We start from the raw sequence: 14,303 nt of genomic DNA on the forward strand, positions 1-14,303 counted from the left end.
AAAGCGCCAGATCGTCGGCGCGTGTGAACGAGATTTTGTAGGGTTTGGCGTCATAAAATTGACTCCGAGCCGGTTAAGGTCTTAAATATCGCACAAATTCTACAAGAGACTGCCTGGAATGTTGAAGCCCAACACAGTGCTGGTGTTCAGTGAAGTTGCTGAGCGCTGCCGCGATATTACGACCATCCTCGAGTTTCTTGGCGAAGAGAGCTGGTTGGCTGGTAGCAAGGCCTGCGATGTGTTGTCAGGTGCCAGCGAAGCAGACGCGCAGGCGGTCTCGGTGGTCATCGTGCAAGGCGACGATGCCAACGCCGAAGCCACGATCAAGGCCTTGTGCAAATGGTCTCCCTGCATCCCCGTTCTGTGCATTGGCGACCCTGATTTTTCCAGTCTGAATGACGAACAGCGCGGGCGAATCATTGCGCGCCTGGAGTGGCCATTTGGCTACACCAAATTTATTGATTCGCTGTACCGTGCCCAAGTGTTCCACGATCATTACAACCGGGCCCGCGAGCGCGGCCAGATTCGCGGCGTGCAGCTGTTCCGCTCATTGGTGGGTACCAGTCGCAAAGTTCAGCAGGTACGCCAGCTGATGGAACAGGTAGCAGACAAAGAAGTCAGTGTGTTGGTGACGGGCGAATCCGGTACCGGTAAAGAAGTGGTCGCACGCAATCTGCATTACCATTCCAGCCGCCGTGATAAACCCTTTGTGCCGGTAAACTGCGGTGCCATTCCTGCGGAACTGCTGGAGAGCGAGCTGTTTGGTCATGAAAAAGGCGCGTTCACCGGCGCGATAGCCGCTCGTGTGGGCCGTTTTGAGTTGGCCGAGGGTGGCACCCTGTTTCTGGACGAAATAGGCGACATGCCGTTGAATATGCAGGTAAAGATTCTGCGGGTGTTGCAAGAGCGTACGTTCGAGCGGGTCGGGAGCAACCACACTAAATTTGCCAATGTGCGTATCATCGCCGCTACCCACAAACACCTGGAAGACATGATTCAATGTGGCACCTTCCGCGAAGATCTGTATTACCGACTGAATGTGTTTCCCATTGAGATGCCAGCGCTACGTGAGCGGGTTGAAGATATTCCGCTGCTGATCAATGAACTGGTGGCGCGCATGGAAAAAGAGAAACGCGGATCGCTGCGCCTGAACTCCGCTGCCATTATGAATTTGTGTCGTCATGACTGGCCCGGCAACGTGCGTGAGTTGGCGAACCTGGTAGAACGCCTGGCCATCATGAATCCGTTTGGGGTGATTGGTGTGCAGGAACTGCCGAAAAAATTTCGCTATGTTGACGATTACGATGAAGATCACGTCGATTTTGAGGAGCCTGGCCTGCCATCTCGCGCATCTGGCCTGGTTGGGTTTGATTCGCCTGCGCTATTACCGGTAAACGGGCTTGATTTGAAAGACTATTTGGGTAATCTGGAGCGTGAACTGATTCAACAGGCGCTCGATGAAGCCGGCGGCGTAGTGGCCCGGGCTGCGGAAAAATTGCGTATTCGCCGTACCACTCTGGTGGAAAAAGTCCGCAAGTACGGTCTTCGTGAAGAGGCGGGCGAAGTCTGAGGGCAGCGTACCCCAGAGGCTCGGGCAGCCGGCTGAAAACACCGGATCAGCAATCTTGAAATGGCGTCAACGGTTTGTAACCGCTGGCGCTTTTGTCGTTTTAAAGTGACGGAAACCCGTCATCTGCCTTTTTTTAAAAATCCTTTCCTATTGAAAAACATAAGAAATATTGAGTTGGCACGAAGCTAGCTTGTTAGCCCATAACGAATCACCAGTGAACGGTTTGCGCAGCGGCAACACCGATCACCCTGGGTAAGGGAAAGGGTTATGAATCACGCACAATTTGCAATCGGGCAGACCAGCGCACGGGCTAACGCCGCCGCCGATGTGAATGGCAAGGTAACGGCGCTGTTCCCGCAGCAAAGTGATGACGCGGTAGATTCCGCTTTAGACATGTTCAACCGCATGTCGCGCCAGATTACCGATTCTTACCGCACTCTGGAGTCTCGTGTTAACCAGCTTTCCGGCGAGTTATCGGAAGAGAGTCTGCAGCGCCAGCAAGAGCTGGAGAAAAAAGAACAGCTGGCAGATCAGCTCACTACGCTGTTAAAAGCCTTGCCAGCCGGCGTGGTGGTGCTGGACAGCCAGGGTGTGGTCACCCAAACCAATCCTGCGGCCATTGGCCTTTTAGGAGAACCGCTGGATGGTGAACACTGGATTGACGTGATTCAGCGCTGCTTTGCGCCACGCCAGGACGACGGTCACGAAATTTCCCTGAAAGACGGTCGTCGGGTCAGTATTGAAATTCGCACCATGGAAAACCAGCCCGGCCAGCTAATTTTGCTGACGGATATGACCGAAACCCGACAGTTACAGTCGCAGCTTGCCCATGCCCAGCGCTTGTCCGCCATGGGCAAAATGGTGGCTTCATTGGCGCATCAGATTCGCACGCCCCTGTCGGCGGCGATTCTGTACGGCGGTCACCTGACCGAACCCAATCTGGATGAAGAAATGCGCCAGCGCTGCGCTAATCGACTCATGTCGCGTCTGTCGCATCTGGAACAACAGGTGCGCGACATGCTGATTTTTGCCCGCGGTGAAACCCGCCTTGCGGAAGAGCTGTCGGTAACCACTTTGGCGGGCGCACTGAAGTCTGCGGTAGACGCCATAGCCGAGCGCAGTGGTGCTCAGCTAACGCTGGATGCACTGGGTGCTGAGGGCCAGCTGTTGTGTAACCGTGACGCCCTGGTGGGTGCCTGTACCAATTTGGTTAACAACAGCATTGAAGCTGGAGCAACCAGCGTGCGCCTGAACCTTCGTGGGTGTGACCATGAGCTGGCCATCGAAGTGAGCGACAACGGCCCAGGTTTTGACCCGGCAATGGCTCCGCGATTGCAAGAAGCCTTTTACACTACAAAATCCCACGGCACCGGCCTTGGCCTGGCGGTCGTACAAGCGGTAGTTAACGCACACCAAGGCCGCTTTGCGATGACCTCAAACGGCCAGGGCGGGGCTCAGGCCAGGATTCACCTGCCATTGTTGAGCCGCTCTAACTAACAGCAGCACTTGATTAACTCTGGCGGGCCATACCGGCACGCACTATCGAATACGCAGTGGAGAACAGCACATGACCAAGCCCCGGATTCTGATTGTTGAGGACGACCGTGACCTGCGTGACGCCTTGGTGACAACCCTGGAGCTGGCCAAGTTCCGCGTTTATGAGGCGGCAGACGGTCACGAAGCCCTGCGGCAGCTGTCCCAGGTGCCGGTCGATATGGTGGTTAGCGACGTTAATATGCCGGGGATGTCTGGCCATGAATTGCTGGCTGAAGTGCAGCGCCTGTACCCGGGCCTACCGATGATGCTGATGACCGCTTACGGCCAGATCAGTCACGCGGTGTCGGCTATGCAGGCCGGCGCCATTGATTACCTGGTAAAACCTTTTGAAGGCCATACCCTGGTCGATGCGGTCAGCAAAATTACCGGCGGCAAACGCCAGGCCGGCAGCGATCAGCCGGTGGCGGAAGACCCCATCAGCAAGCGCATGTTCCAGCTGGCAGCCAAGGTCGCGAACAGCGACTCAACGGTGATGATTTCAGGTGAGAGCGGCACCGGTAAAGAAGTGCTTGCGCGTTATATTCACCAGCACTCCCCCCGCGCCAACAAGCCGTTTATTGCCATCAACTGCGCGGCCATTCCCGAAAATATGCTCGAAGCCATGCTCTTTGGCCATGAAAAAGGTGCCTTCACCGGGGCCATCGCGTCATCACCAGGCAAGTTCGAACAAGCCAACGGCGGTACGATTTTGCTGGATGAAGTGTCGGAAATGGACCCGGGTCTGCAATCCAAACTGCTGCGAGTGCTGCAGGAGCGGGAAGTAGAGCGGGTAGGCGGGCGCAAAACCATTGCTCTGGATGTGCGGGTGATTGCCACCACCAACCGGGATCTGGCCGAGCACGTGCGCGATAGCCGTTTTCGTGAAGACCTTTACTATCGCCTGACGGTGTTCCCCATGCATTGGCAACCGCTGCGCGAGCGGCCGCTAGACATTCTTCCTCTGGCTAATGCGGTGTTGAAAAATCACAGCCGTAAATTGAAACTCAATGGCGTTAGTTTTGCCGCTGATGCCCGCGAGGCAATGCTGGCTCACCCCTGGCCGGGCAATGTACGCGAATTGGATAACGCCATACAAAGAGCGCTGGTGTTGCACCAGAGCAATGTGATTCATGTTGACGACCTGTGCCTGGACCTGGGCATCAGCGGCCGCGCGGTGGCATCCGTTGCCCCGATAGCGCCGGTGGTATCAGCGGCTGCAAAAATGGAGGCAGAATCAATCGCCTCTGATTCGCACGCGGTTGAGCGGGTTTCGCAGCCGGCAGTGCCCGGCGCAGTTGACACAGCGGGAGCCATGGCAAGCCAGCACGGTTCCCTGGGCACGCTTGAAGGCGATCTGCGCCAGCAGGAATTCCGCCTTATTATCCAGACCCTGCGCCAGGAGCGTGGTCGCCGCAACCGCGCCGCCGAGCAGTTGGGTATCAGCCCCCGCACCTTGCGCTACAAGCTGGCGCAGATCCGTGAGGCCGGTATTGATCTGAACGCAGAAATGGCTTTGGCCTGATTAACGGGCCGCCGGTTTCCGTCAAAACTTCGACGCTTATTCGTTACAACCTTTTGAAGTTAAGGTTTTAGCGCGTTAAGGGAAAGTTATCTACCTGATTAAAAACACTTTAAAAAAGTTGGTCTGGGCTTTGCTATATCTTAGGTAACGAGACAGATAACCCAATTCCATCTGGGTAGCCCGGGAGAAAGTTATGGTTCAGCGCGCCGATATCAACAGTGTTCTTGCCGACATCCGCAACCTGCGTTCGCAAATGACGCAGAACCAGCAGGTAGAGCAGAATCAATCTGTGCGCGGCCGTATTGATGGCCCGCGCCAAGTAGGCGAAACCAACGGAACGGCAAGTTTTAGCTCTATGCTGGGGCAGGCTGTGGGCAATGTGGCGGATGCGCAGAAAACCGCGGGTGATCTGCGCACAGCCTACGACATGGGCGAGCCCAACGTGGATATTACCCGGGTAATGATTGCCGCGCAGAAATCATCGGTGTCGTTTGAGGCGCTGACCCAGGTCCGTAACCGGGTTGTTAAAGCTTACGAAGACATCATGAACATGCCGGTATAACCGGCGCGTCTTACTTAAGAGCGTTTCAGAACGTTTCAGAATTTTGTTAGTCCATCGGGTCAAGGTTTAACCGGAGAGCAGCATCATGGCCAGCGTGCCTGCACAGACCACCCAATCGAATTTGCCGGCGACCTCCGCAGCAGGCAGCAGCGGCGAAAGCCGCAGCCGAGCCTTTATGGGTTTCAATCGACTTGATCTGTTGCGCCAGATTGGCCTGATGGTGGGCCTGGCGGCCAGCGTTGCTTTGGGTGTGGCGGTGGTGCTCTGGGCCCAGGAACCCAATTACCAGCCGGTATTGGGTGACTTGTCATCGTATAACCCGCAGGACGTGACCAGCATTCTGGACAGCAGCGGAATCGACTATAAAATGGATCCGCGCACCGGTGCTCTTCTGGTGGTAGCTGATCAGGTGTACAACGCACGGCTGAGGTTGGCGGCTGAAGGCGTTACCGATCAGAAAACCCTGGGCTTTGAATTGCTGGACCAAGACCGCGGTTTGGGTACTTCCCAATATATGGAAACCATCAGCTATCGCCGCGGCCTGGAAGGCGAGCTGGCGCGTACCATTGCCAGCATGCGCGGCGTGCGCAGCGCCCGAGTGCACCTTGCCATTCCGGAGCGTTCGGTGTTTATCCGCGATGCCCACGAGCCGTCAGCCTCGGTGTTTCTGGAAGTGTTTGCAGGGCGCCACCCGGAGCAGGAGTACATTGCTGCCATTGTTAATCTGGTGGCTGGCAGCGTGCCGATGATGACCAAGTCCGGCGTGACCGTGGTTGATCAGAATGGCAATCTGCTGACCGGCGCCGACGCTGAAACCGACACTGATCGCATGTCTGACCAGTACGACTACACCGACAGGGTGGAAGAACGCCTGAGCCGCCGGGTGTCGTCGCTGATTTCGCCAATTGTAGGGGCAGGCCGCTATCGCACCGAGGTGTCCGCAGATCTGGACTTCTCTTCGGTGGAACGAGCTGAAGAGTTGTTCAACCCGGAACAGCAGGCGGTGCGCAGCGAACGCCAGTTAACCGAAAGGCGCAGCGCTGGTGACGGCCCCATTGGCATTCCCGGAGCTCTGTCGAACCAGCCCCCCGCGAACGCCACTGTGCCGCAACAGGCCAATGCCGGCGATAATGCCGACGGTGCCGAACCTGCACCGGCGCCAGTCAATGTGCGCAGCGAATCCACCCGCAATTACGAAATGGATCGCACCGTTAGCTACGTTCGCCAAGAACTGGGCCGGATAAAGCGCCTGACCGTCGCCCTGGCGGTGGATGACATAAAAGTGGTCAATGCGGACACCGGCGCGGTTACTTACGAGCCCTGGCCGGAGCAGGAACTGCAGCGCCTGAGCATGTTGGTGCGCGACGCAGTGGGCTATTCGGCGGCCCGCGGCGACAGCGTCACAGTGATGAACACCGCGTTTGCCCCGGAACAGGTGCTGGAATATGACGCCCCCGGTTTTTGGCAGCAACCCTGGTTTTGGGACCTGATGAAACAGGTTCTGGCTGGCCTGGTGGTTCTGGTGCTGGTATTGGGCTTGCTGCGGCCCACCCTGAAAAATCTGTCGAGCGGCAATAAAGGCTTGGCTGGTGGTGATAATAAAGGTTACGGCGATCTGGACGGCATCGAAGGCGGCGATTCTCTGCGCCAAGCTATGGCCAATCAGGACGACCTGCTTTTACCCGGTAGCACAGGGGGCTATGATAGGCAGCTGAACGCCCTGAAAGGGCTGATTGCCGAAGATCCGGCACGGGTTGCACAGGTAATGCGCCAATGGGTGAATGTTGATGACTGATCAGGCAAACCAAGACGTCGGCAGCGCGCCGGCGAAACCCGCACGCAAAATTCCGCGGGTAGAGCAGGCGGCCATTCTGTTGATGTCGCTGGGCGAAGCCGACGCCGCGGAAGTGCTAAAGCACATGGGCCCGAAGGAAGTGCAGAAGGTTGGAATGGCGATGGCACAAATGCGCGATATCAGCAAAGACGACGTCAGCGGCGTACTCAACAATTTTATCGACGCCGTGGGCGGCCAAACCGGCCTAGGCGTGGGTAACGACGATTACATTCGGGCCATGCTGACCCAGGCTCTGGGTAACGACAAAGCCGCCAGCCTGATTGACCGTATTCTGATTGGTGGCAATACCACCGGGCTAGACACTCTGAAGTGGATGGAGCCCCGCGCGGTGGGCGATATCATCCGTTACGAACACCCGCAAATTCAGGCCATCGTTATCTCCTATCTTGACCCGGACCAGTCTGCCGAAATCTTGGCTGCTCTGGACCCGAAAGTGCGATTAGATGTGATGGTGCGCGTTGCGACATTGGAAACCATACAGCCCCAGGCGTTGCAGGAACTGAACGACATTCTGGAGAAGCAGTTCTCTGGCAGTTCCTCCACACAAACCAGTCGCATCGGCGGTATAAAGCGTGCCGCTGACATCATGAACTTTATGGATCGCAGTATTGAGTCCAGCCTGCTGGAATCCATCAAGGAAACCGATCCGGATCTGGCAACCACCATCGAAGACCTGATGTTTGTATTCGACAACCTGAAGGAAGTGGACGACCGTGGCATTCAGGCCCTGCTGCGTGAAGTATCGTCTGAAGTTCTGGTGATTGCGCTGAAAGGCGCTGACGAAGAAGTTAAAGACAAAATCTTCAAGAATATGTCCAAGCGTGCCGCTGAACTCTTGCAGGACGATCTGGAAACCAAGGGCCCGGTTAAAGTGAGTGATGTAGAAGGTGCACAAAAAGACATCATAAGCATTGCCCGCCGCATGGCCGAAGCCGGTGAAATCACCCTCGGTGGCGGCAGCGAAGAAATGATGTAATGGCCGACTCCCGCAACGACCGCAGCCGCATCCCGAAAGAACAGCTCACCGCTTACGAGCGTTGGGAGCTGCCGCTGCTTGACGCCCGTGGCAACGAAGTTCCCCGCGAAGAAGAGCGAGATATAAAACCGCTGACCGCCGCGGAGCTTCAGGATATTCACCAGCAGGCGGAAGCGGAAGGCCACGGTGCCGGGCTTGAAAAAGGCCATAAGGAAGGTTTTGCCAAAGGCCGCGAAGAAGGTTTTGCCCAAGGCTTGAAAGCCGGCACTGTGGAAGGCCGCGAGAAAGGCGAGCGCGCGGGACGCGAACACAGCAAGCAGCAGATGCAGGCGTTGGAAAAGCGCCTCGATTCTGTGATGGAGTCGCTGGTGTTACCCATTCGCCAGCAGCAAAACGACCTGGAAGAAGCCCTGGTTCAGCTTGCGACTGCGGTGGCCAAAGCGGTTGTCCAGCGCGAGCTATCCCAGGACTCCGGTCATATTCTGCAGGTGGTGCGCCAGGCTATGGCGGCGCTGCCATCCACCACGGAAACCGTGCGCATCAGCGCCAGTCCCCAGGATATTGAACCGCTGCAAGCGTCTTTGGCGCGGCTTGATGCGTCTACGAAACTGGTGGAGGACGCCACCGTCAGCCCCGGCGGCTGCCGTGTGGAAACCCGTTACTCGCTGGTGGACTTTACCGTTGAAAAACGTTTTCAACAGGTGGTTCACGCCCTGGTAAACGATGCCGGCGCAAACGAATCCGAGGAGCCCGGCGATGACAGCTCCGATCTCTGATGCTCTAGCTGACAGCTCACCTGGCAGCTCATCTGGCACTCTTGCCGAACGCCTGAACCGGCGCAGCCGCAAGGTACAGGCTCAACAAACACCGGAACTGGCTGGCCGCTTGACCCGCATGGTCGGGCTTACGCTGGAATGCGTGGGTGTGCCTATGGTGGTGGGCGACCGCTGCGTGATTCAAAGCCAGGGCCGTGGCGTGGTCGAAGCCGAAGTGGTGGGCTTTGAAGATGAAAAAGTGTATTTGATGCCGCTGACCGCCATAGAAGGCTTGCGCCCGGGCGCATTGGTGGTGCCCTTGTCGACAACCAGCCGGGTGCCGGTGGGCAATCAGCTGCTGGGGCGGGTGGTTGATGGCAGTGGCGAGCCGCTGGATGGTAAAGGCCCGCTGCACGCCGAAGCCCGCGTGTCGCTCAGCGGTGACATCATCAACCCGCTGAATCGAGCGCCGGTGCGCCAACCTATGGACGTGGGCATTCGTGCCATTAACGCGCTGCTTACCGTGGGGCAGGGCCAGCGCCTGGGCCTGTTTGCCGGCAGCGGCGTGGGCAAAAGTGTGCTGCTGGGCATGATGACCCGATTTACCAACGCCGACGTTACCGTGGTTGGGCTGATTGGCGAGCGCGGCCGCGAAGTGAAAGAATTCATTGAAGATATTCTGGGCGAAGAAGGCCTGGCCCGTTCCGTGGTGGTGGCTTCACCTGCCGACGATTCACCCCTGATGCGCCTGCGCGCGGCTATGCTGACCACACGCATTGCCGAATTTTACCGGGATCAGGGCAAGCGTGTGTTGCTGCTGATGGATTCGCTGACCCGCTATGCCCAGGCTCAGCGTGAAATTGCCCTGGCGGTGGGTGAACCACCGGCCACCAAGGGCTATCCGCCATCGGTGTTTGCCAAGTTGCCGCAGTTGGTGGAACGCACCGGCAACGGTCGCCCCGGCGGCGGTTCCATTACCGCTTTTTACACCGTACTGACCGAAGGCGACGACCAGCAAGACCCGATTGCCGACGCCGCCCGCGCCATTCTGGACGGCCATATTGTGTTGTCGCGGCGGCTGGCGGAAGAAGGCCACTATCCGGCTATCGACGTTGAAGCGTCCATCAGCCGGGTTATGCCCCAGGTGACTGATCCTGAACACTTCGCCCGGGCACAGCGCTTTAAACAGGTGTACTCGCGCTACCAGCAGGCGCGGGATCTGATCAGCGTGGGCGCTTATGTCAAGGGCAGCGACCCGGAAACCGATTTTGCCGTTGCCCACATTGCCAATATGAGACAGTTCCTGAAACAGGGGCTGTGTGAAAAAACCTCGCTGACCGACAGCGTTGAGCAACTGCTTGCGGTGGTGCCGGAGCGTCGCTCACCGGAGCGCACGCCAGGGGCCATACCCAATTCTTCCGCCAGCGGGAGTAATCCGTAATGCAGCGCTCGCAACGCCTTGGGGTGGTGCTGGCGGTAGAGCAGCGCAAAGAGCAACAGGCGCTGGAACGCATGGGCGCGGCGCGTACCCTGATGGCTCAGCGGGAACAGCAAATTCAGGAACTTCAGCGCTATCATCAGGAATATCGTCAGCAAATCCGTGACGGCCAGCAGGGCGTGATTGCGGTTAGCCGTTTGCAGGCCTGGCAAGCGTTTATGGGCCAGCTTGACCAGCTGATCGGGCAGCAGCAGGTTCAGCTTGAGCAGGCAAACCAGGTGTTTGAAGTTCGTCGCAACGAATGGCTGAAAGCCTGGGAAAAACGCCGTGGCATGGAGAATTTCATCGCAACCTGTCGCCAGCAAGAACAGCGCGAGCAAGATTCCCGCGAACAGAAACAGGCTGACGAAGCCGCAGGCCGGGCATTTACACGCCGCCCACGCTGATGCGCTCTGGCATCGATCTTGCTGTACTTCTTTTAGTTTTGTTACTTACGCGGAATAACGGCCATTGAACGCCGTTTTCCGGTTTTCAGGTTACTTTCAAACTACTTTCAAACTACTTTCAAACTACTTTCAAACTACTACGCGGCCATACGCGGCAAGAGGTTGCCATGTCCCAAATGCTTCTCCCCCAAGGCTCTGCCAGCGCGATCAGTGAACAGGCGGCCAGTCGCCCGGCAAAAAGTCGTGACGGCGGTTACGCCGACAGTGGTAACGGTGGCAACAGCCGTTACCAGGACGTATTTCGTGAACACACGCAAACCCTGGCACGTCAGGATCAGGCGAAGAACCGTTCTGCCGCTCAGCAGGCGGCTGCAAAAGATGCAAAAGCCGACGCTCAAAAGGCCGATGCAGCGGATACCGCCAAAAAACCTGCGGATGCTGACCTTAGCAGCCAGGCCAAAGCGGATGACGCGGGCAAGGTCAATGAACCCCGCAGCGACAACACCGAGCCTGGGGCTATAACCAACCCGCAGAACAACTCTGCCGAAAATGCCGACACCGCAGACCTGCCCGACCCGGAACCGGTGGCGCTCACCTTTATGGAATTGCAGGCCATGCTAGCGCCGATGGCGTCGGCCCCCGGAGCCGCAGGCGGCGCTGCGGGTATTAACAGCGCCGGCGCCATGCCGGCAGCGGGCATTCCAGGGCAATCGCTGAATCCGCTGGCGGCGCCTGGTGTTATTAAAGCAGGCACCGAGGGCACAGGCACGGGCTTGAGTGCCAGCCAGGCCGCAGGCTTGGCCCTTACTGACACATTGCGCAACGGGGAAAGCCTGCGCCCGGTGGACGGTGCCAATCTGGTGGCCGACAGCCGTCTGCAAGGCAGCGCCGACAGTCTGTTGCAGCAGCCCAACAGCGCCGCTCGGGTGCAGACCGATCCGGCACTGGCTCTGCGCGGTTACACAACGTCTGTAGACGTGCCGGTGGGCCAGGCCGATTGGGGCGACAAAGTGATGGGCAAACTCAGCTGGCTTACCGCGCGCAACATGTCGGTGGCCGAAATCCATCTGTCCCCGGCAGACCTGGGCCCGATGGAAGTAAAGGTGCGCATGCACAACGATCAGGCCAGCATAACGGTGCACGCGGCCAACCCGATGGTGCGTGACCAGCTAGAGCAGCATTCCCATCGCTTGCGTGAGATGCTGAGTGAGCAGGGCGTTTCGCTGGAGCGATTTGATGTGTCTGATCAGTCCCGCCAGCAATCCGGCGAGCAGGGCAATGCTGAAGCCGGCAGTAGCGGTGGTCAGGGCAACCGCGGTGGCAATGGCCTGGCGTCTGAGCTTGGTGGTCAGGACGCCATTTTAGCGGGTGGCCAGCTGGATTTGAGCTGGCGTGGTGAGGTTGACGTGTTTGCCTAGGTAAACTGTTTTGCCCAAGGCTGGGCTTGAACGGTAAACTGCGCGCAATGGCTTATTTGGGCTTCAAAGGACCGATGACTTATGGCAGAGAACACCAGCGCTGATGAACCCGTCGCAAAAAAAAGCAGACTCAAGCCCTTTGTACTGCTGGGTTTTTTGATTTTACTGGCCATTGGTCTGGCTGTGGCCGGTGCGTTCTGGTTTATGAATGGCAGCCTGCCGGGTATGGGTGGTGACGAAACTGCTGAAGAACAGGCAAAAGAACCGAAATTTTTACCCAGCGTTTATCTGGATCTGGAAAAACCCCTGCTGACCACCGTGCAAGCTGACGGCCGCCAGCGTTACGCTCAGGTGCATGTGTCACTGGAAGCAGAAAGCCAGGCGGTGCTGGATGCCGCCCAAGTGCATTTGCCATTGCTGCGCAGCCAGCTGATTCAGCTAATGGGCAGCCGCAGCTTTGATAGTTTGCGTGCCCCGGAGGGCCGGCAGGAGCTGGCACAGGCGATGACTGACAAGGTCAACGAGCTGTTGGCCAATGAGAACGCAGCCGCTATTCGCCAGGTATTGTTCAGCAACTTTGTTGTTCAGTAATGTTGTTGTTCAGTAATTGTTTTTTTCCAGAACCGAATGGCTCAGTAATTGTATGGTTCAGTAAGGTGAGCGTTTGATATAGCCGACATGCGGCCGAAATTTACACAGCGGAATTGACTATGCAGGACTTGCTGTCTCAGGACGAAATCGATGCGCTCCTTCATGGAGTAGACGACGGTGACATCGACACCGACGACGACACCGATGAAGGCGGCGTAAAAAACTACGATCTGGCCAGCCAGGACCGCATCGTCCGTGGGCGCATGCCAACACTGGAAATGATTAACGAGCGTTTTGCCCGCTACACCCGCATCAGCCTGTTCAACCTGCTGCGGCGCACCGCCGATGTGTCAACCGGCGGCGTTAAGATCATGAAGTTCGGCGAATACGTGCACACCCTTTATGTACCAACCAGTTTGAACCTGTGCAAAATTCGTCCGTTGCGCGGCACCTCGCTGTTTGTACTGGATGCCAAACTGGTGTTCAAACTGGTGGACAACTTTTTCGGTGGCCAGGGCCGCCACGCTAAAATTGAAGGCCGCGAATTCACGCCTACCGAAAACCGCATTGTGCAGATGATGCTGAATCAGGTGTTCCACGACATGCAGGAAGCCTGGCAGTCGGTGTTGAAAGTGGATTTCGAGTACCTGAGTTCCGAAGTAAACCCGTCTATGGCCAACATTGTCAGCCCCAGTGAAGTGGTGGTGGTAAGCACCTTTCAGATAGAGCTGGACGGCGGTGGCGGCGAACTGCATTTTGCGCTGCCATACTCGATGATTGAGCCCATTCGCGATGTGTTAGACGCTGGCGTGCAAAGCGACATCGACGACACCGACGAACGTTGGGTAAGCGCGCTTCAGGAAGACATCAAGGCAGTGAGTGTGGCGGTGAACTCTACAATCTGCCGGCGCCACATTTCACTGCGCGAAGTGGCCAAGTTTAAAGCCGGTGACATCATACCCATTGAAATGGCAGACCATTTAACCGTCACCGCTAACGGTATTCCGATATATACCGCAACGTTGGGCACCCGCGATGATAAATTGGCACTGAGAATTCACGGACGGGCGACGTTGCCCAAGGTCAAGAAACAACTGAAGGTAGGGCGTACCTAATGGCTGACGATGATAAAACAGACGACCAGACTATGAGCGAAGACGAAAAGCTGGCGGCGGAGTGGGAAGCAGCGATGGGTGAGTCTGGTGGAGATTCCGGTGTAGGGCCTGACCGCACCGAAGATAACTGGGACGAGGCGATGGCCGAGGCGGCTGGCGCTAAGAATAGTGATAAAGAAAACGACAAAAAAAACAACGTGCGCGCAGCGCCCATGGAAGAGTTTGGTTCAGACAGCGTTGACACCTCAAAAGGCTCGCCAGATCTCGACGTGATCATGGACATACCGGTGACCATCTCGATGGAAGTCGGCAATACCATGATTCCCATCCGTAATCTGCTGCAGCTGAACCAGGGTTCGGTGATCGAGCTTGACCGTCTGGCCGGCGAGCCGCTGGACGTGCTGGTGAATGGCACCTTGATTGCCCACGGCGAGGTGGTCATGGTTAACGATAAATTTGGCATTCGCCTGACTGACGTCATGAGCCCGGGCGAGCGCATCAAGCGCTTGCAGAAATAGT

General features: G+C 57.2%; 13 protein-coding genes. All 13 read left to right on the top strand.

The window, feature by feature from the left end; translation table 11 throughout:
• Positions 1-118 precede the first annotated feature (118 nt).
• The 13 genes from ATI45_RS21545 to fliN all read left to right on the top strand — a co-directional run bounded on the left by ATI45_RS21545 (position 119) and on the right by fliN (position 14,302).
• A complete protein-coding gene (locus tag ATI45_RS21545; RefSeq protein ID WP_098421559.1) occupies positions 119-1,570 on the top strand; it encodes a sigma-54 dependent transcriptional regulator in 1,452 nt (483 codons plus the stop codon).
• Between the two features lie 267 nt (positions 1,571-1,837).
• The gene (locus ATI45_RS21550; protein WP_098421560.1) at positions 1,838-3,067 is read left to right on the top strand and encodes a sensor histidine kinase; all 1,230 of its coding nucleotides are present in this window, start codon (positions 1,838-1,840) and stop codon (positions 3,065-3,067) included.
• A gap of 70 nt (positions 3,068-3,137) precedes the next feature.
• Positions 3,138-4,628, top strand: a complete 1,491-nt coding sequence (locus ATI45_RS21555) for a sigma-54-dependent transcriptional regulator (protein WP_098421561.1) — start codon at positions 3,138-3,140, stop codon at positions 4,626-4,628.
• 193 nt (positions 4,629-4,821) lie between these two features.
• A complete protein-coding gene (gene fliE / locus ATI45_RS21560) occupies positions 4,822-5,190 on the top strand; it encodes a flagellar hook-basal body complex protein FliE (protein WP_098421562.1) in 369 nt (122 codons plus the stop codon).
• Positions 5,191-5,275: 85 nt separating this feature from the next.
• Positions 5,276-6,985 carry a flagellar basal-body MS-ring/collar protein FliF gene (gene fliF / locus ATI45_RS21565; protein WP_098421563.1) on the top strand — a complete coding sequence of 570 codons (1,710 nt, stop codon included), beginning with the start codon at positions 5,276-5,278 and terminating at the stop codon, positions 6,983-6,985.
• On the top strand, positions 6,978-8,021 hold the full coding sequence (gene fliG / locus ATI45_RS21570; protein ID WP_098421856.1) for a flagellar motor switch protein FliG: 1,044 nt from the start codon (positions 6,978-6,980) through the stop codon (positions 8,019-8,021). The genes fliF and fliG overlap by 8 nt, the downstream gene beginning before the upstream one ends.
• Entirely contained in the window at positions 8,021-8,797 is a 777-nt protein-coding gene (locus ATI45_RS21575) for a flagellar assembly protein FliH (RefSeq protein WP_098421564.1), read from the top strand. Before fliG ends, ATI45_RS21575 begins: the two co-directional genes overlap by 1 nt.
• The gene (gene fliI / locus ATI45_RS21580; RefSeq protein WP_098421565.1) at positions 8,778-10,217 is read left to right on the top strand and encodes a flagellar protein export ATPase FliI; all 1,440 of its coding nucleotides are present in this window, start codon (positions 8,778-8,780) and stop codon (positions 10,215-10,217) included. Before ATI45_RS21575 ends, fliI begins: the two co-directional genes overlap by 20 nt.
• The gene (gene fliJ / locus ATI45_RS21585; RefSeq protein ID WP_098421566.1) at positions 10,217-10,660 is read left to right on the top strand and encodes a flagellar export protein FliJ; all 444 of its coding nucleotides are present in this window, start codon (positions 10,217-10,219) and stop codon (positions 10,658-10,660) included. Before fliI ends, fliJ begins: the two co-directional genes overlap by 1 nt.
• A 167-nt stretch (positions 10,661-10,827) precedes the next feature.
• Entirely contained in the window at positions 10,828-12,078 is a 1,251-nt protein-coding gene (locus ATI45_RS21590; protein ID WP_098421567.1) for a flagellar hook-length control protein FliK, read from the top strand.
• An 81-nt stretch (positions 12,079-12,159) separates the two neighbouring features.
• Positions 12,160-12,669, top strand: a complete 510-nt coding sequence (locus tag ATI45_RS21595) for a flagellar basal body-associated FliL family protein (protein WP_098421568.1) — start codon at positions 12,160-12,162, stop codon at positions 12,667-12,669.
• A gap of 119 nt (positions 12,670-12,788) precedes the next feature.
• Entirely contained in the window at positions 12,789-13,784 is a 996-nt protein-coding gene (fliM, locus tag ATI45_RS21600; RefSeq protein ID WP_098421569.1) for a flagellar motor switch protein FliM, read from the top strand.
• Positions 13,784-14,302 carry a flagellar motor switch protein FliN gene (gene fliN, locus ATI45_RS21605; protein WP_098421570.1) on the top strand — a complete coding sequence of 173 codons (519 nt, stop codon included), beginning with the start codon at positions 13,784-13,786 and terminating at the stop codon, positions 14,300-14,302. Before fliM ends, fliN begins: the two co-directional genes overlap by 1 nt.
• Position 14,303: the final 1 nt, after the last annotated feature.

It is taken from the genome of Marinobacter sp. LV10MA510-1 (assembly GCF_002563885.1).
In the GTDB taxonomy this organism is placed as follows: domain Bacteria; phylum Pseudomonadota; class Gammaproteobacteria; order Pseudomonadales; family Oleiphilaceae; genus Marinobacter.